Below are 18,438 nucleotides of genomic sequence, written 5' to 3'. Positions count from 1 at the left end.
CAACCGCTAGTCTGGCAAGTTACAAGGCTCTGTATCAAGGAAAGCAGGGCCTTGTAACGACTTAATGTCACATCGCTAGCCTAGCAAACGCTTATCGAATCGCTTCCAACGTCAAATCGAGGCATTTGCGCGCCTTTTCCACCAACTCGTCGATCTCTTGATGGCTGATCACCAGCGGCGGAGCGATGATCATCGTGTCGCCGACCGCACGCATGATCAGGCCGTTCTCGAAGCAGAAGTTTCGGCAGACCATGCCGACGCCCTTGCCCTCATAACGGCTGCGGGTCGCCTTGTCCTTGACCAGCTCGATCGCGCCGAGCATGCCCAGGCCGCGTACCTCGCCAACCAGCGGGTGGTCTTGCAGCTCACGCAAACGCTTTTGCAAATACGGTGCCGCTTCCGTACGCGCCTTCTCGACGATGTTCTCGTCGCGCAGGATGCGCAGGTTTTCCAGGCCCACCGCAGCCGCCACCGGGTGGCCGGAATAGGTGAAGCCGTGGTTGAAGTCACCCCCTTCACTGATCACCTTGGCCACCTTGTCACGCACGATTACGCCGCCCATGGGGATGTAACCGGAAGTAAGGCCCTTGGCGATGGTCATCAGGTCGGGCTTGAGGTCGTAGTAGTCGGAGCCGAACCACTCGCCGGTGCGGCCGAAACCGCAGATCACTTCGTCGGCGACGAACAGGATGTCGTACTTGGCCAGGATCTCCTTGACCTTCGGCCAGTAGGTTTCTGGCGGAATGATTACCCCGCCGGCGCCCTGGATCGGCTCGGCGATGTAGGCGGCGACGTTGTCTTCGCCCACCTCCAGAATCTTTTTCTCAAGCTGCTCGGCAGCCCACACGCCGAAATCGTCGGGGCTCATGTCGCCGCCCTCACCGAACCAGTACGGCTGAGGAATGTGCACGATGCCCGGGATCGGCAGGCCGCCCTGCTCGTGCATACCGCTCATGCCGCCCAGGCACGCACCCGCGAAGGTGGAGCCGTGGTAGCCGTTGATGCGGCCAATGATGGTCTGCTTCTGTGGCTTGCCTTTCAGCGCCCAGTAGTGGCGGACCATGCGCAGCACGGTGTCGTTGCCTTCGGAGCCGGAGCCGGTGAAGAACACATGGGTCATGCCTTCCGGCGCCACGTCGGTGATCGCCTTGGCCAGCTCCAGGGCTGGCGGGTGAGCGGTCTGGAAGAACAGGTTGTAGTACGGCAGCTCACGCATCTGCTTTTCTGCCGCCTGCACCAGTTCTTCACGGCCATAGCCGACCGCCACGCACCACAGGCCGGCCATGCCATCGAGGATCTTGTGCCCCTCGCTGTCCCACAAATGCACACCCTGCGCCTTGGTAATGATGCGCGGCCCCTTCTCCTTCAACTGCTTGTAGTCAGAGAAAGGTGCAAGGTGGTGCTCGCCGCTCAGGGTTTGCCATTCACGGGTTTGCGGGTTGTTGACGCTCATGTGCCTCTCCATTTTCCGGCGGCCGCACCCGCGGCCTCAGGGTTGATCAGACAGCGAACAGCAGGAACTCACGTTCCCAGGAGCTGATGACGCGCTTGAAGTTCTCGTGCTCGGCGCGCTTGGTGGCGACGTAGCCGGTAATGAATTTCTTGCCCAGGTACTGCACCAGCGCACGGCTGTTTTCCATGCGTTCGAGGGCGTCCTCGATGGTCAGCGGCAGGCGCAGGTTGCGGCGCTCGTAGCCACGGCCCTGGACCGGTGCGCTGGCCTCGATGCCCTCGACCATGCCGATATAGCCGCACAGCAGGCTGGCGGCGATGGCCAGGTAAGGGTTGGCATCGGCGCCCGGCAGGCGGTTCTCGACGCGGCGGTTCTGCGGGCCGGCGTCCGGTACGCGCAGGCCGACGGTACGGTTCTCCTCGCCCCACTCGACGTTCACCGGCGCCGAGGTGTCGGGCAGGAAGCGGCGGAACGAATTGACGTTGGGGGCGAACAGCGGCAGCGCTTCGGGGATGAACTTCTGCAGGCCACCGATATGGTGCAGGAACAGTTCGCTCATGCTGCCGTCTTCGTTGCTGAAGATGTTCTTGCCGGTGGTCACGTCGACCACGCTCTGGTGCAGGTGCATGGCGCTGCCCGGCTCGCCGGTCATCGGCTTGGCCATGAAGGTGGCGGCCACGTTGTGCTTGAGCGCGGCCTCGCGCATGGTGCGTTTGAACACCAGGATCTGGTCGGCCAGGTGCAGGGCGTCACCATGACGGAAGTTGATTTCCATCTGCGCCGTGCCATCTTCGTGGATCAGCGTATCGAGGTCCAGGCGCTGCAGTTCGCACCAGTCGTACACGTCTTCAAACAGCGGGTCGAATTCGTTGGCGGCTTCGATCGAGAACGACTGGCGGCCGGTTTCCGGGCGGCCAGAGCGGCCGACCGGTGGCTGCAGCGGGAAGTCCGGGTCTTCACTGCGCTTGGTCAGGTAGAACTCCATCTCCGGCGCGACGATCGGCTGCCAGCCCTTGTCGGCGTAGAGCTTGAGGACTCTCTTCAGCACGTTGCGCGGCGACAGTTCGACCGGGTTGCCCTTCTTGTCGTAGGTGTCGTGGATCACCTGGGCAGTCGGCTCGATGGCCCACGGCACGAGGAACACCGCGTCCTGATCGGGACGGCAGATCATGTCGATGTCGGCCGGGTCGAGCAGGTCGTAATAGATGTCATCGTCAACATAGTCGCCGGTCACGGTCTGCAGCAGTACGCTCTCGGGCAGGCGCATGCCTTTTTCGGCGATGAATTTGTTGGTCGGTGAGATCTTGCCGCGGGTGATGCCGGTCAGGTCGCTGATCATGCATTCGACTTCGGTGATCTTGTGCTCTTTCAACCAATCGGTGAGCTGGTCGAGGTTGTTACTCATAAATACCTCAGGAGGTAAGGTGGTCCGCGCCCTGATTCTGGATGGAGTAGATTGCTAAAGCAAAAACCCACGCGCAGGCGCACTGTGGATACACTGAAATTAAGCGTGTCCGTAGTGAAATCAAAGGGCAGGAATACGAGAAGAGCAACGAAAAAGCGTTACGAGGTGTGGTCCGAAGGCGCAAAGCGTCAATTATTGCGGCCATGCAAGCCACAGCTCGACTGATGCGTGCGGGAACGGCAGGGATACCCGACTGCACTGCGCAGGCAGCGCGTTCAGGTCGCGACAAGCGGACCATGTGACCCTCGTATTATTGTGTTCTGGGTTGAGTCCGAGCTTAGCCTTGTTAATTTTTTTACACAACACCTCCGTAAAAAATAAAACACGGCACGTCGGAGATAGCCCTTTGCGAGGGAAATAGCGGATAATGGCACGCCCCCGATATGCAGCAAATCTGCCGTCGATGTGCCATTTCGAGGCATCATGGGGTTGGCTTGACATCAGTTTGTCTTTTCGATTGACTGGTCCTGCAAGCCCCCCTTGATTGATATTTTTAACAACAAAGGTGTTGCATCATGTCGGTACCCCCGCGTGCCGTTCAGCTTAACGAAGCGAACGCGTTCCTTAAGGAACATCCTGAGGTTCTCTACGTTGACCTTCTGATTGCAGATATGAATGGTGTGGTGCGTGGCAAGCGCATTGAGCGCACCAGCCTCCACAAGGTTTACGAGAAAGGCATCAACCTGCCTGCCTCCCTCTTCGCCCTGGACATCAACGGTTCCACCGTCGAAAGCACCGGGCTGGGCCTGGACATCGGCGATGCTGACCGCATCTGCTATCCAATCCCCGATACGCTCTGTAATGAGCCATGGCAAAAGCGCCCGACCGCGCAGCTGCTGATGACCATGCACGAACTGGAAGGCGAGCCGTTCTTCGCCGACCCGCGCGAAGTGCTGCGTCAGGTGGTGAGCAAGTTCACCGATATGGGCCTGACCATCTGCGCCGCGTTCGAGCTGGAGTTCTACCTGATCGACCAGGAGAACGTGAACGGCCGCCCGCAGCCGCCACGCTCGCCAATTTCGGGCAAGCGCCCACAGTCGACCCAGGTGTACCTGATCGACGACCTCGACGAATATGCCGACTGCCTGCAGGACATCCTGGAAGGCGCGAAAGAGCAAGGCATCCCGGCCGACGCCATCGTCAAGGAAAGCGCCCCGGCGCAGTTCGAAGTCAACCTGCACCACGTTGCCGACCCGCTCAAGGCCTGTGACTACGCGGTGTTGCTCAAGCGGTTGATCAAGAACATCGCCTACGACCATGAAATGGACACCACTTTCATGGCCAAGCCCTACCCGGGTCAGGCTGGCAACGGCCTGCATGTGCACATTTCCGTGCTGGACAAAGATGGCAACAACATCTTCACCAGCGAGGATCCCGAGCAGAACGCCGCGCTACGTCACGCTATCGGCGGTGTGCTCGAGACCCTGCCCGCGTCCATGGCGTTCCTCTGCCCGAACGTCAACTCGTACCGCCGCTTCGGTGCTCAGTTCTACGTGCCGAACGCACCGAGCTGGGGCCTGGACAACCGTACCGTGGCCCTGCGCGTGCCGACCGGCTCTGCAGATGCCGTGCGTATCGAGCACCGCGTAGCCGGCGCCGACGCCAACCCGTACCTGATGATGGCTGCCGTACTGGCAGGCGTTCACCACGGCCTGACCAACAAGGTCGAGCCAGGCACGCCAATTGAAGGCAACTCGTACGAGCAGCTGGAGCAAAGCCTGCCGAACAACCTGCGCGATGCCCTGCGCGAGCTGGACGACAGCGAGATCCTCAACAAGTACATCGATCCGAAGTACATCGACATCTTCGTCGCGTGCAAGGAGAGCGAGCTGGAGGAGTTCGAGCACTCGATCTCCGACCTCGAGTACAACTGGTATCTGCATACCGTGTAAGCAAAAACGCCGCCCCTGAGGGCGGCGTTTTCGTTTCAGGGGTTGTGCTGGCCGTACTGGCTACAGGGACTTCTCGAAAATCTTCGAGTTGCGCTGGTAGTTGTACAGCGAAGCCCGCGCCGCCGGCAGCCGCTCGACGCCGCTGGGCGCAAAGCCGCGCTCCCGGAACCAGTGCGCCGTGCGCGTGGTAAGCACGAACAAGGTAGTCAAACCCATCTGCTTCGCCCGCCCCTCGATGCGTTCGAGCAGCTCATCCCCGCGCCCGCCATGGCGGTACTCCGGGTTAACCGCCAGGCACGCCAGTTCACCCGCCTGCGAATCGGCAATCGGGTACAGCGCCGCACAGGCGATGATCATGCCCTCACGCTCGACCACGCTGAACTGCTCGATCTCACGCTCCAGCACCTCGCGCGAACGACGCACCAGAATGCCCTGCTCTTCCAGCGGGCTGATCAACTCCAACAAGCCACCGACATCGTCGATGGTCGCCTCGCGCACCACTTCGAACTGTTCCTGCGAGACCAGCGTACCGCCACCTTCGCGGGTGAACAGCTCGGTCAGCAGCGCACCATCTTCGGCATAACTGACGATATGGCTACGCGCCACGCCGCCTTTGCAGGCCTCGGCGGCAGCATCCAGCAGCTCGCCCTGGTAATCGCTGCCCAGGCGCGCGAGGTGCGGGGCGATCTGCTGCGGGCGCAGTTCACGCACCAGCTTGCCGTTTTCGTCCAGCAGGCCAGGCTCGGCCCCGAACAGCAGCAGCTTGTCGGCGCCCAGCTCGATTGCAGCGCGAGTGGCGACGTCCTCGCAGGCGAGGTTGAAGATCTCCCCGGTGGGCGAGTAGCCCAGTGGCGACAGCAGCACGATGGAGCGCTCGTCGAGCAGGCGGCTGATGCCCTTGCGGTCTACCCGGCGCACTTCGCCGGTGTGGTGGTAGTCCACCCCTTCAAGCACGCCGATCGGCCGCGCAGTGACCAGGTTGCCGGAGGCCACGCGCAGGCGCGAACCCTGCATCGGCGAGGCGGCGATGTCCATCGACAGGCGCGCCTCAATGGCCAGGCGCAGGGCGCCGACGGCATCGATCACGCAGTCCAGGGTGGCGGCATCGGTAATGCGCATGCCCCGATGGTAGTGCGGGGTCAGGCCGCGATCCGCCAGGCGGCTTTCGATCTGCGGGCGCGAACCGTGCACCAGCACCAGGCGCACACCCAGGCTGTGCAGCAGCACCAGGTCGTGGACGATGTTGCCGAAATTCGGGTGTTCAACGCCGTCGCCGGGGAGCATGACCACGAAGGTGCAGTCGCGATGGGCATTGATGTACGGGGAGGCATGACGTAGCCAGTTGACGTATTCGGGCATGACAGGGCCTGTGGATAAAGTGGACGGAGAACGGTGAATCACACGGCGTTCAGGATCATCGTCGGAACAGGCTTGCGGTCACGCGCGGTCTCCTCTAGGCAAGAACGAATCAGCAGGGTGGACGTTTAATTCAGGCAATAGTGCCGGATCAGGTCACGCAATAGACGCACGGTAGGCTCGATTCGTGACATTTCAAGGTATTCACCGGGCTGGTGGGCGCAGGCGATGTCGCCAGGGCCCAGCACGATGGTCTGGCAACCCAGCTGCTGAAGATAAGGCGCTTCGGTACCGAACGCCACCGCTTCAGCCCGATGACCGGTGAGGCGCTCGGCCACTTGCACCAGCTCGGCATCGGCAGCCTGCTCGAAAGGTGGTACTTCAGGGAACAGCGGTGCGTAGTCGATGCGTACCTCATGACGCTCTGCCACCGGCTGCAGCTTGCCACGAATGGCGGCGCGCAGCTGTTCCACATCCATGCCTGGCAGCGGGCGCAGGTCGAACTCCAGGGCGCACTGGCCACAGATGCGGTTGGGGTTGTCACCGCCATGGATGCAGCCGAAGTTCATGGTCGGCGTGGGTACGGTGAACTGCGGGTTGCTGAAGGTTGCCTGCCACTGCCGGCGCAGGCCCATCAACTCGCCCATCACCTCGTGCATGGCCTCCATCGCACTGTGGCCCAGGCTCGGGTCGGACGAATGGCCACTGCGCCCGAGGATGTCGATGCGGTCCATGAGGATGCCCTTGTGCATGCGGATCGGCCGCAGGCCCGTAGGCTCGCCGATCACCGCCGCGCGGCCGAGCGGCTGGCCGGCAGCGGCCAGGGCGCGAGCGCCGGACATGGAGCTCTCTTCATCGCAGGTGGCGAGGATCAGCAACGGCTGCTTGAAATCGTGCTCCAGCAGCGGGATCACCGCCTCGATGATCAAGGCGAAAAAGCCTTTCATGTCGCAGCTGCCCAGGCCGACCCAACGGCCATCGGCTTCGGTGAGCTTGAGCGGGTCGCTGGACCACAGCTGCTCGTCGTAGGGCACCGTGTCGCTATGGCCGGCCAGCACCAGGCCGCCAAGGCCACTACCGCGGCTGGCCAGCAGGTTGAACTTGCCGGGGCTGACCTGCCGGATGTCACAACTGAAACCCAGATCGCCCAGCCAGCCGGCCAGCAGGTCGATGACCTGGCGGTTGGACTGGTCCAGCGCCGGTTGGGTGCAACTGACCGAGGGCGCGGCGATCAAGGCGGCAAACTGGTCTTTCAGCGTCGGCAACGGCATGCACATACTCCTCGGAAGCGTTGCCCATCATAGGACTATCCGCCGTCTGGAATAAACCGTTGCCGGCCGACTCCTGTAGACTGCCCTGCAACGACGCCCCTCCTTCGAGCCTGTGATGCACAAAGAAACCGAACTCAAGCTCCGCGCCAGCCGCGAGACCCTGGCCGCCCTGCGCGAGCACCCCCTGCTGAAAAAGCGCAACAAGTCCGGCTGGCAGACCCGCGAGCTGCTCAACCAGTACTTCGACACCCCCGAGCGCGCCCTTTCCGCCGCCCGTGTCGCCCTGCGCCTGCGCCGCGACGGCGAGGCGATCATCCAGACCCTGAAGTGCCGTGGCCAGAGCGTCGCCGGGCTGTCCGAGCGCAACGAATACGAATGGAATCTGGACAAGGCCAAGCTCGACCTGAAAAAGCTCGACGCCACCTGCTGGCCCGAACAACTGGCCGAGCTGGACAAGAAAACCATCAAGCCGCTGTTCACCACCGACTTCACCCGCGAATACGCTGAAATCAGCTGGGGCCGCGGCAAGAGCAAGGTGGTGATCGAGGCGGCGCTGGACCAGGGTTTCGTGATTGCCGGCAAGCGCAAGGAAGAAATCTGCGAGGTGGAGCTGGAGCTGCGCGAAGGTGCCCCTGAAGCGCTGCTGGAGCTGGCCGCCGAACTGGCCGCCAGCCTGCCGCTGATGCCGTGCGACATCAGCAAGGCCGAGCGCGGCTACCGCCTGCTGGAGCCGGACAGCTACGAGCTGGGCCTCCCGGCTACCGAGCTGAGCGCCGAGATGGCCGTGGACGATGCCTTCGCCGCACTCGCCTGGCAATTGCTGGGCAGCAGCCAGCGCCTGGCCGAGCAGTACCGCCACAATGGCCACTGGCGCCTGCTGCAGGACTGGGTGCAGTGCCTGGCCGAACTGCGCGCACTGGTTGCCAGCCTGGGCCAGGCCGCGCCGCGCGCGACCACCCGCGAGCTGCGCGCCAGCCTCGATGCGCTGCTGGAAGACTGGCGCCCGCTGGTGCAGGCCGGCAATGACGACGAAGACATCCGCCGTGCCGCGCCCGAACAGTTCATCGAAGAACTCGAGGATGTACGCTGGGGCCAGTTCTCCCTGGAAACCTCGCGCTGGCTGCTGGCCCGTGCCTGGACCGTGGAGCGCAAGGGCCGTGGCGAGCGCCAGGGCAAGGCGCAGCTGGCCAGCTGGCTGGCGCACCTGCTGGGCGAAGAAGGCCGCTCGCTGAAGCTGCCGCTGTACACCCAGCGCCCGGAAGACCTGGCCGAACAGCTACCGCGCATCGAACAGCTGCTGGCCTGGCTGCACCATGCCCGCCAGGTGCTCGAAGCGCCGCAGATGGACCGCTTGTATGGCGACCTGAAGAAGCTGCATGAGCTGGCAGAGCTGCCGATCAGCGATGAAGTGCTGGAAGCGCGGATCGAGCAGGCTCGGGCGGTTGATCAGAGCCGGGGCTGGAAGCACCTGCTCAAGGCCTGATAACGCGAAGGCTTCACCTCGATAGCGGCAGGCTGGTGGTGGACTTGATCTCCGATAACGCGACGATTGAGTTCACCTCCTGGATCCCTGGCACGTTCGACAGCTTTTCGAAGAAGAAGCGCTCATAAGCCTCGATATCCGAGGTGACGATGCGTAGCAAAAAATCCACCGCTCCCATCAACACATAGCACTCCAGCACTTCCGGGAACCCGCGAATCGCCTCGGTGAATTCGGTGAAGTTGGAGCGGCCGTGGGCATTGAGTTTCACCTCGGCGAAGATCTGCGTATTCAAGCCAACCTTCTTGCGATCCAGCAGGGTCACCTGCCCACGGATCACCCCCTCCTCTTTCAAGCGCTGAATCCTGCGCCAGCAGGGCGATTGCGAAAGCCCCACACGCTCGGCGATCTGCGCGCTGGACAGCGACGCGTCCTCTTGCAGCAGCTCAAGAATGCGCCGGTCGTAGGCATCCAGTTCGCCTTGCATGAATAATTCTCCAAAATACATTTGCCCGAATTGTTTGATCTGCAATACCTGCAAATCGATGGAATCATAGCGAAAAAATACCGGCGTCGACGTGCAAGAATTTCTCCCACATTCGCGGAGACCCAGCATGAACGCACTCGAACGCCCCCAGCCCCGCAGCGATGCCTGGGCCGCCAACGCCAGCCACAGCACCGTGCGCTATCGCCTGCAGGCCGAAGCCGAGCCGGATACCCTGTGCCGGGTGCTCAACCTGTTTGCCCTGCAGTTCCTCACGCCGCACAGCGTGCTGGTCAGCCAGCAGGACGACTGGCTCGACATCGAGGTCGGCATCGGTGGGCTGAGCTGGCACCGGGCGCAAGTGATTGCGCAAAAACTGCGCAACCTGGTGTGTGTCGGGGACGTGAGCCTGGAAAACCTGGCCCGTCTGGAGCTGGCTGCGGTCTGAAACCCAACGGCGAAAAAACCCGAAACCCTTTCCCGAGGCTCGCTGCGCCAGGCCCGGCTAGCCTTGACACAGGACTCCCCCAAGTCACGGACGCCGCCGATGTTCACCCCCAACGAGCAACCCCTCGACCTCAAAAGCCTGCTGGACGCCTTGCAAGCCGACCAGCACCTGACCGCCAACGATTCATGCCAGATTCGCGAACAAGCGTCCCGTTACAGTGCTCACCACCCGCTTGAGACCATCGCGGCCCTGGGCCTGGAAGACCGCAGCCAGCCTGGCCAGTTACTGAATCTGGACACCCTGTGCCAATGGCTGGCGCAAAAGGTTGGCCAGCCCTACCTGCGCATCGACCCCATGCAACTCGACCTGGCCCAGGTCAATGGCCTGATCTCCCCCGCCTTCGCGCAACGCCATGGCATCCTGATCGTGGCCAACGACGCCAACGCCATCACCGTGGCCAGCGCCGAGCCTTATCAACAGCTGTGGCAGGCCGACCTGACGCGCAGCCTGGGCAAGCCAATCCGCCGTGTGCTGGCCAGCCCGCTGCAAATCCGCCAACTGGGCCAGTCGCTGTTTCGCCTCGCCCACTCGGTACAAGGTGCGCAGCACCAGCAAGCGGCCAGCCTGGGTGAGCTCGAACACTTGCTTGAACTCGGCAAGCGCCAGGCAGAGGCCACGGCAGACGACGCGCACATCGTGCATATCGTCGACTGGCTGCTGCAGTACGCCATCGAGCAACGCGCCAGCGATATCCATCTGGAGCCACGCCGCGAACAAGGCCGCCTGCGCTACCGCATCGACGGGCTGTTGCACACGGTCTACAGCTTTCCGGCCAACGTCACCCTGGCCGTGGTCAGCCGCCTGAAACACCTGGGCCGCATGGATGTAGCGGAAAAACGTCGCCCGCAGGATGGTCGGGTAAAGAGCAGCCTGCCAGGCGGCAGTGAAGTGGAACTGCGCCTCTCGACGTTGCCGACGCCGTTTGGTGAAAAACTGGTGCTGCGCTTGTTCGACCCGCGCCAGTTGCAGGAGGACTTCGACCAGTTAGGCCTGGAGGGCGAGCAGTTGGCCCAGTGGCAAATGCTGCTGCAGCGCCGTCAGGGCATCCTGCTGGTCACCGGGCCTACCGGTTCTGGCAAGACCAGCACGCTTTACGCCAGCCTCAAGCAGCTGGCCACGCCGCAGGTCAACCTGTGCACCATCGAAGACCCGATCGAGCGGCTGGAGCCGGCGTTCAACCAGTTGCAGGTGCAGCCTGCCCTGGGCCTGGGCTTTGCCGATGGCGTGCGCGCCCTGCTGCGCCAGGACCCGGACATCATCATGATCGGCGAAATACGCGACCGCGAGACAGCACTGGTGGCGGTTCAGGCGGCTCTCACCGGGCACCTGGTGCTTTCGACCCTGCACACCAATGACACGTGCAGCGCCATTACCCGCCTGCTGGAGCTGGGCGTGGCCGATTACCTGATCAGGGCGACCCTGGGCGGGGTCATGGCCCAGCGCCTGGTACGCTTGCTGTGCCAGGCATGCCAGGGCGTCCCATCGAGCGATCCTTGCCAGGTCTGTCGGGGCACCGGCTACCGTGGCCGTATGGGGCTGTTCGAACTGTTGATCCCGAGCGAACGCCTGCGTGCACGGATAAGCGCCAGCACCGATCTGGCAGAACTGCAACGGCAGGCTCTAGCTGAAGGGTTACAGGATCTGCGCAGCTGCGGGGAGGCGAAAGTGGCCCGCGGGCTGACCCGTTCCGAGGAGGTGTTGCGGGTCTGCTCCTGAGCAAAAAACCCTTGTATTCAAGGAACTTGCACCCATTTTGCTGGATCAAACCGACCATCCTCAACCCTCACCCTTCGAGGTGTTTCATCATGCGTCTCAAAACCGCCATCGCAGCTGCTGCCCTGCTTTCGCTGCCTGTTGGCTCTGCCATGGCCGATACCTTCTGGCGTAACGTAATGACTTCCGGCGCGACCACCGCGTCGAGCTACATCACTTCGCACGACCACAAGCTGGTGCTCGCGGCGCAGGATGACGCCGGCAGCTTCGTCGCCAGTGAGGGCGCGATTCGCGGGCCGTTCCTGGAGCAGGCGCTGCAGCAAGTGCGAGCCGAAAACCCAGGGATGCAAGCCTCGGACATGGAGCTGGCCAACGCCATCCTGGCCAAGAACGCGGTCGCCGAATAAGACTTTGGGGGCGCTCTGCGCCCCCAGATTTCAGCGGTAAGCCTCCACCGGCACGCAAGCACAGAACAGATTCCTGTCCCCATACACGTTGTCGACCCGGTTCACCGCTGGCCAGTACTTGTGCATGCGCACGTGGGCACTGGGCGCAATCGCCTGCTCCAGGCTGTAAGCCCGGGTCCACGGCGCCAGCACATCGGCCAGGGTATGCGGCGCATGCTTGAGCGGGTTGTCCTCTGCCGGCCAGTTACCCTCCTGCACCTCGGCAATCTCTGCCCGAATCGCCAGCATCGCTTCGACGAAGCGGTCCAGCTCGGCCTTGGACTCGCTTTCAGTGGGCTCCACCATCAAGGTCCCCGGCACCGGGAACGACATGGTCGGCGCATGGAAGCCATAGTCCATCAGGCGCTTGGCAACGTCCTCCTCAGTGATGCCGGTCTGCGCCTTGAGCGGCCGCAGGTCGAGGATGCACTCATGCGCCACGCGCTGGTTGCGCCCGCGATACAGCACCGGGAACGCGCCGCCGAGCTGGCTGGCCAGGTAATTGGCCGAGAGGATCGCCACTTCACTGGCATCGGCCAGTTGCGGGCCCATCATGGCGATGTACATCCAGCTGATCGGCAGGATGCTCGCACTGCCCCAGGGCGCTGCACTGACCGCAGTGTTGTTCGGGTCCAGGCCCGGAACCGGCACTACCGGATGGCTGGCGACGAACGGCTTCAGATGAGCACGGATGCCGATAGGCCCCATGCCCGGGCCACCACCGCCATGGGGGATACAGAAAGTCTTGTGCAGGTTCATGTGCGAAACATCGGCGCCGATGTCCGCCGGCCGCGTCAGGCCGACCTGGGCGTTGAGGTTGGCGCCATCCATGTACACCTGGCCACCGTGCTGGTGGACCACCTCGCAGATCTCGCGGATGCCCTCTTCGTACACACCATGGGTCGAGGGATAGGTAATCATCAGGCACGACAGCCTGGCCCCGGCGGCATGGGCCTTGCCCTTGAGGTCTTCGAGGTCGACGTTGCCGGCATCGTCGCAATCGACGATCACCACCTCCATGCCCGCCATCTGCGCCGAGGCCGGGTTGGTGCCGTGGGCCGACGACGGGATCAGGCACAGCGTACGCTGCGGCTCATGACGGCTGCGGTGATAACGGGTGATGGCCATGAGCCCTGCGTATTCACCCTGGGCGCCTGAGTTGGGTTGCATGCAGATGGCGTCGAAGCCGGTAATGGCGCACAACCAACTTTCCAGCTCGTCGATCATCGCCTTGTAGCCCGTGGCCTGTGCGGCGGGGGCAAAGGGGTGAAGCTGGGCGAACGCAGGCCAGGTGATGGGGATCATCTCGCTGGTGGCATTGAGCTTCATGGTGCAGGAGCCGAGCGGGATCATCGACTGGTTCAGCGCCAGGTCCTTGTTTTCCAGCTGCTTGAGGTAGCGCAGCATCTCGGTTTCGCTGTGATGCAGATTGAACACCGGGTGGCTGAGGAACGGCGTGCGTCGCACCAGCGCAGCGGGGATGCCTTCGGGCAGCGCGTGCTGGTCGAGCGTGGCGATGTCCAGGCCGTGATCGACGCCCAGGAAAATATCCAGCAGCCGCAGCACGGTGGCTTCGTTGCAGGTTTCGTCCAGGCTGACGCCCAGGTGGCCACGCCCCAGGATGCGCAGGTTGATGCGGGCGGCCTCGGCACTCTCGATGATCGCTGCCTGTGCGCCACCGACATCCAGGGTCAAGGTGTCGAAAAAGTGCTGGTTGAGGCGCTTGATGCCTTTGGCCTCAAGGCCTGCGGCCAGCACGAAGGTCAGCCGGTGCACCCGCTGGGCGATGCGCTGCAGGCCTTCCGGGCCGTGATACACCGCATAGAAACCGGCGATGTTGGCCAGCAGCACCTGGGCGGTGCAGATGTTGGAGTTGGCCTTTTCGCGGCGGATATGCTGCTCGCGCGTCTGCAGGGCCATGCGTAATGCAGTGTTGCCACGGGCATCGCGGGACACGCCGATGATGCGCCCGGGCATCGCCCGCTTGTAGTCGTCACGGCAGGCGAAGTAGGCCGCGTGCGGGCCGCCGTATCCCATCGGTACACCAAAGCGCTGGGTCGAACCCAGCACCACATCGGCACCGAGCTCGCCGGGCGGTGTCAGCACCACCAGGCTGAGCAGGTCGGCGGCCACGCAGGCGAGGGCCTGCTGGCTGTGCAACAGGTCGATCAGCGGACGCAGATCGCGCACCTCGCCGTGGGTATCCGGGTATTGCAGCAAGGCACCGAAGACCTGGTGTTTGGCGAGGTTATCCACAGAGTCGACGATCAACTGGAAACCAAACCCTTCGGCGCGGGTTTTCAGTACCGACAACGTCTGCGGATGGCAGTGCTCATCGGCAAAGAACGCGTTGCTCTTGTTGCGCGCCACTCGTTTGGCCAAGGCCATGGCTTCGGCAGCAGCCGTCGCCTCGTCGAGCAATGACGCGTTAGCCAGCGCCAGCCCGGTAAGGTCGATGACCATCTGCTGGAAGTTGAGCAGCGCCTCCAGGCGACCTTGGGCGATTTCCGGCTGATAGGGCGTGTAAGCGGTGTACCAGCCGGGGTTTTCCAGCACGTTGCGCAGGATGACCGTAGGCGTGACGGTGCCGTGGTAGCCCATGCCGATGAGGCTGGTCCACACCTGGTTCTGCTCGGCGAAGCCCGCGAGCTTGGCCAACGCAGCCTGTTCATCCAGGGCTGGCGGCAGGTCGAGGGCGCGGTTGAAGCGGATGCCCGGCGGCACGGTCTGCTCGATCAGCTCGCTGCGGCTGTTGAGGCCGAGCGTGCTGAGCATTGCCTGCTGCTCCGAGGCATCGGGCCCCAGGTGGCGGCGCAGGAAAGGGTTGAGCTCTTGCAGTTGATGCAGGGATGGCGACTGGGACATGTCGACGCTCTCTTCCTAGACCAGGTCTCATGGAGACTTATAAGTCTAGGAAGGGATCGGCGAAGGTGCGGGAAAACTTGTTTCAGCAGGCTCGGCCTCTTCGCGGCTAAAGCCGCGAAGCAGGCAACGCGGTCTTACTCGCCGATAGCGGCTTTATAGCCAGCGGCATCCAGCAGCTTGTCCAGATCAGCCGGATTGCTCGGCTTGAGCTTGAAGATCCACGAATCGTAAGGTTGTTCGTTGAGCAGTTCCGGGCTGTCGGCAAGCTCTTCGTTGACCGCGATCACTTCACCGGCAACCGGGGCGTAGATGTCGGAAGCGGCCTTGACCGACTCGACCACGCCAGCAGCGTCGCCAACAGCGAACACCTTGCCGACTTCAGCCAGTTCGACGAATACCACGTCACCCAGCGCTTGCTGGGCGTGGTCGCTGATGCCGACGGTGACAGTGCCATCAGCTTCCAGGCGCGCCCACTCGTGGCTTTCGGCGAAACGCAGATCGGCGGGGATATTGCTCATGTCTTGAATTCCTCGTTTGGGTCAGCGGTTCGGCCCGCCGTTGAATGTTCAGATCAGAATCTTGCCATGGCGCACGAAGGTCGGTTTGACCACCCGCACCGGGTACCATTTGCCGCGGATCTCGACCTCGGCACGGTCACCGGTCGCCATGGGCACGCGCGCCAGGGCGATGGATTTGCTCAGCGTAGGCGAGAAACTACCACTGGTGATCTCCCCTTCGCCAATCCCGGCTACACGCACCACCTGGTGGGCACGCAGAACACCGCGCTCTTCGAGCACCAGGCCAACCAGTTTTTCCTGCACACCGCGCTCGATTTCCGCCAACAGACCGGCACGGCCGACGAAGTTGCGTTCAGCCGGCTCCCAGGCGATGGACCAGCCCAGGTTGGAGGTCAGCGGGGTGTGGCTTTCATCGATGTCCTGGCCATACAGGTTCATGCCGGCCTCCAGGCGCAGGGTATCGCGGGCGCCCAAGCCGCTCGGCGCAATACCGGCGCCGACCAGGTCGTTGAAGAAGGCGACGGCCTGATCACCCGGCAGGATGATTTCCAGGCCGTCTTCACCGGTGTAGCCGGTGCGGGCGATGAACCAGTCACCTTCGGCAACACCTTCGAACGGGCGCAATTCACGGATCAGCGCGGCGCGTGCGGGGCTCAGCAGCTCAGCGACTCTCTCGCGGGCGTGGGGCCCCTGGATGGCGAGGATGGCGAGGTCGGGACGAACGTCGAACGAGACACTGAAACCGGCGCTCTGCCGCTCCAGCCAAGCCTTGACCTTGGCCCGCGTGGCCGCGTTGGTGACCAGGCGGTAGCCACTCTGGGTGCGGTAGACGATCAGGTCGTCGATGACCCCGCCGTCTTCATTGAGCAAAGGGCTGTACAGCGCCTTGCCGGTGCCGTCGAGACGGGCCACGTCGTTGGCCAGCAGACGCTGCAGCCAAGGTGTGGCATCGTCACCTGCGATGTCGATGACCGTCATGTGGGAAACATCGAAGACACCACAGTCGCTGCGCACCTGATGGTGCTCCTCGACCTGCGAGCCATAATGCAGCGGCATGTCCCAGCCGCCGAAATCGACCGTCTTGGCGCCGAGCGCCAGGTGCAAGTCGTACAAAAGCGTGCGCTGTCCCATGGGTTTCTCCTTCCGGGCGTGGCGAAGCGGCAGCGGTCGATGACGTTTGATCGTCAGCTCTTCTTGTAGGACCCGCCGCGCGAATGCCGCGCATTGTAGCCGCAAGGGCGCAAGCTGGCATCCTCAGTGACTGTGACCCGGACGACGAGCCGAACGGCGGATCAGCCCGATGACCGGCAACAGCCCCACCAGCACCAACGTCAGCGCCGGCAGCGAGGCGCGTGCCCATTCGCCTTCGCTGGTCATCTCGAACACCCTGACCGCCAGGGTGTCCCAGCCGAACGGGCGCATCAGCAAGGTGGCGGGCATTTCCTTGAGCACATCGACGAACACCAGCAACGCAGCGCTCAAGGCCCCGGGTACCAGCAGCGGCAGATACACCTTGAAAAACAACCCCACGCCACCGACGCCGAGGCTGCGCGAAGCCTCCGGCAACGAGGGGCGTATACGTTCCAGGCTGCTCTCCAGCGGGCCATAGGCCACAGCAATGAAGCGCACCAGGTAAGCCAGCAGCAAGGCCGCCAGACTGCCCAGCAACAGCGGCTTGCCCGCCCCCCCCAACCAAGTGGACAGGGGAATGACCAGCTGATTGTCCAGGTAACTGAACGCCAGCATGATCGCCACCGCCAGCACAGAGCCGGGCAAGGCATAGCCCAGGTTGGCCAGGCCGACGCCGGCGCGAATACCGCCCGTCGGCGCCTGACGGCGGGCGAAGGCCAGCAGCAGCGCCACGCAAACGGTGATCAACGCAGCCATGCAGCCCAGGTACAACGTGTGCAGCACCAGCCCGACATACCGCTCGTCCAGATCATGCCGGCCGCGCTGCCAGCACCACACCAGCAACTGCAGCAGTGGGATGACGAATGCGCAGGCGAACACCAGCATGCACCAGCCGCTGGCCAGCAGCGCCTTGACCCCGCGCAAGTGATAGAGCGCCTGCCCGCGTGGGCGCTCGTTGCCGCTGCGGGTCGCGCCACGCGCGCGGCGCTCGCCGTACAGCACCAGCATCACCGCCAACAGCAGCAGGCTGGCCAGCTGGGCCGCGCTGGACAGGCTGAAGAAACCGTACCAGGTCTTGTAGATGGCCGTGGTGAAGGTATCGAAGTTGAACACAGCCACTGCGCCGAAATCGGCCAGGGTCTCCATCAACGCCAGGGCGATGCCCGCACCAATCGCTGGCCGCGCCATCGGCAGGGCCACCCGCCAGAAGGCTTGCAGGGGCGACAGGCCCAATACCCGCGCGGCCTCCATCAAGCCCTTGCCCTGGGCCAGGAATGCCGTGCGCGCCAGCAGGTAGACATAGGGGTAGAACACCAGCACCAGGACGATGATCACCCCACCGGTGGAGCGTACCCGTGGCAGGCGCATCGGCCCGAATACCTCGCGCAAGGCACTCTGCACGGGGCCAGCAAAGTCGAGCAGGCCGACGAAGACGAAGGCCAGCACGTAGGCCGGGATGGCGAACGGCAGCATCAGTGCCCAGTCCAGCCAGCGCCGGCCGGGGAACTCGCAGAGGCTGGTAAGCCAGGCCAGGCTGACGCCGAGCAGGGTGACGCCGATGCCAACGCCGACCACCAGGGTCGCGGTATTGCCCAGCAGGCGGGCCATCTGGGTGTCGAGCAGGTGCGACCAGATCTGCAGGTCGACCGACTGCCAGGACAGCAGCAGCACGCTCAGGGGCAGAAGGACCAGGGCGGCGGTCAAGGTGACCGGGAGGTACCAGCGGCGTTGGGGGGTGTGGGGCAAGGTTGAATTCTCGATTGCGGTGGCGACCGCTGCGCGGTCGTTCGCGGGTAAACCCGCTCCCACAGGGTTTTGCGCCATCCTGAAGGGCGGTGGTGTTCCTGTGGAGCGGG

14 protein-coding genes are annotated in these 18,438 nt (G+C 63.4%); 5 read left to right on the top strand and 9 right to left on the bottom strand.

The features are described 5' to 3' along the window. Positions 1–91: 91 nt before the first annotated feature. Both F6X59_RS06200 and F6X59_RS06195 read right to left on the bottom strand, forming a co-directional pair. Positions 92–1,453 carry an aspartate aminotransferase family protein gene (locus tag F6X59_RS06200; protein WP_152955460.1) on the bottom strand — a complete coding sequence of 454 codons (1,362 nt, stop codon included), beginning with the start codon at positions 1,451–1,453 and terminating at the stop codon, positions 92–94. 46 nt (positions 1,454–1,499) lie between these two features. Next, positions 1,500–2,858, bottom strand: a complete 1,359-nt coding sequence (locus F6X59_RS06195; RefSeq protein ID WP_152955458.1) for a glutamine synthetase family protein — start codon at positions 2,856–2,858, stop codon at positions 1,500–1,502. A gap of 575 nt (positions 2,859–3,433) precedes the next feature. On the opposite strand from F6X59_RS06195, the gene F6X59_RS06190 reads away from it, so the two are divergent. Continuing rightward, positions 3,434–4,810: a glutamine synthetase family protein gene (locus tag F6X59_RS06190; protein WP_152955456.1), complete on the top strand. Its 1,377-nt coding sequence runs from the start codon at positions 3,434–3,436 to the stop codon at positions 4,808–4,810. Between the two features lie 60 nt (positions 4,811–4,870). Here F6X59_RS06190 and argA read toward each other — a convergent pair whose 3' ends face one another. Then, on the bottom strand, positions 4,871–6,169 hold the full coding sequence (argA, locus tag F6X59_RS06185) for an amino-acid N-acetyltransferase (RefSeq protein WP_152955454.1): 1,299 nt from the start codon (positions 6,167–6,169) through the stop codon (positions 4,871–4,873). 125 nt (positions 6,170–6,294) lie between these two features. Further along, positions 6,295–7,437, bottom strand: a complete 1,143-nt coding sequence (argE, locus tag F6X59_RS06180) for an acetylornithine deacetylase (protein ID WP_152955451.1) — start codon at positions 7,435–7,437, stop codon at positions 6,295–6,297. A 115-nt stretch (positions 7,438–7,552) separates the two neighbouring features. On the opposite strand from argE, the gene F6X59_RS06175 reads away from it, so the two are divergent. Continuing rightward, positions 7,553–8,920, top strand: coding sequence for a CYTH domain-containing protein (locus F6X59_RS06175; protein ID WP_152955449.1), 1,368 nt, complete (start codon positions 7,553–7,555; stop codon positions 8,918–8,920). 13 nt (positions 8,921–8,933) lie between these two features. On the opposite strand, the gene F6X59_RS06170 is transcribed toward F6X59_RS06175, so the two are convergent. Next, positions 8,934–9,404 carry an Lrp/AsnC family transcriptional regulator gene (locus F6X59_RS06170; RefSeq protein ID WP_079230134.1) on the bottom strand — a complete coding sequence of 157 codons (471 nt, stop codon included), beginning with the start codon at positions 9,402–9,404 and terminating at the stop codon, positions 8,934–8,936. 127 nt (positions 9,405–9,531) lie between these two features. Here F6X59_RS06170 and F6X59_RS06165 point away from each other — a divergent pair, with 127 nt between their 5' ends. The 3 genes from F6X59_RS06165 (at position 9,532) to F6X59_RS06155 (ending at position 12,029) form a co-directional block, all read left to right on the top strand. Continuing rightward, positions 9,532–9,849: a hypothetical protein gene (locus F6X59_RS06165; RefSeq protein ID WP_152955447.1), complete on the top strand. Its 318-nt coding sequence runs from the start codon at positions 9,532–9,534 to the stop codon at positions 9,847–9,849. A 99-nt stretch (positions 9,850–9,948) separates the two neighbouring features. After that, positions 9,949–11,625 (top strand): GspE/PulE family protein, encoded by a 1,677-nt coding sequence (locus F6X59_RS06160; RefSeq protein ID WP_152955445.1) that lies wholly within the window; start codon positions 9,949–9,951, stop codon positions 11,623–11,625. Between the two features lie 89 nt (positions 11,626–11,714). Beyond that, positions 11,715–12,029, top strand: coding sequence for a DUF2388 domain-containing protein (locus F6X59_RS06155; RefSeq protein ID WP_110632695.1), 315 nt, complete (start codon positions 11,715–11,717; stop codon positions 12,027–12,029). 30 nt (positions 12,030–12,059) lie between these two features. Here the strand turns inward: F6X59_RS06155 and gcvP are convergent, their stop codons facing one another. The 4 genes from gcvP to F6X59_RS06135 form a co-directional block, all read right to left on the bottom strand. Further along, positions 12,060–14,933, bottom strand: a complete 2,874-nt coding sequence (gcvP, locus tag F6X59_RS06150; protein ID WP_152955443.1) for an aminomethyl-transferring glycine dehydrogenase — start codon at positions 14,931–14,933, stop codon at positions 12,060–12,062. 134 nt (positions 14,934–15,067) lie between these two features. Further along, entirely contained in the window at positions 15,068–15,451 is a 384-nt protein-coding gene (gcvH, locus tag F6X59_RS06145; RefSeq protein ID WP_152955440.1) for a glycine cleavage system protein GcvH, read from the bottom strand. Between the two features lie 48 nt (positions 15,452–15,499). Beyond that, complete coding sequence (gcvT, locus tag F6X59_RS06140; protein ID WP_152955438.1) at positions 15,500–16,582, bottom strand: glycine cleavage system aminomethyltransferase GcvT; 1,083 nt, start codon at positions 16,580–16,582, stop codon at positions 15,500–15,502. A gap of 123 nt (positions 16,583–16,705) precedes the next feature. Next, complete coding sequence (locus F6X59_RS06135) at positions 16,706–18,328, bottom strand: iron ABC transporter permease (RefSeq protein ID WP_152955436.1); 1,623 nt, start codon at positions 18,326–18,328, stop codon at positions 16,706–16,708. Positions 18,329–18,438: the final 110 nt, after the last annotated feature.

It is taken from the genome of Pseudomonas sp. MN1F (assembly GCF_009391885.1).
Taxonomy (GTDB): Bacteria; Pseudomonadota; Gammaproteobacteria; order Pseudomonadales; family Pseudomonadaceae; genus Aquipseudomonas.
The sequence above is the reverse complement of the archived record's forward strand: the minus strand, read 5'-3'. Positions and strand labels throughout refer to the sequence as shown.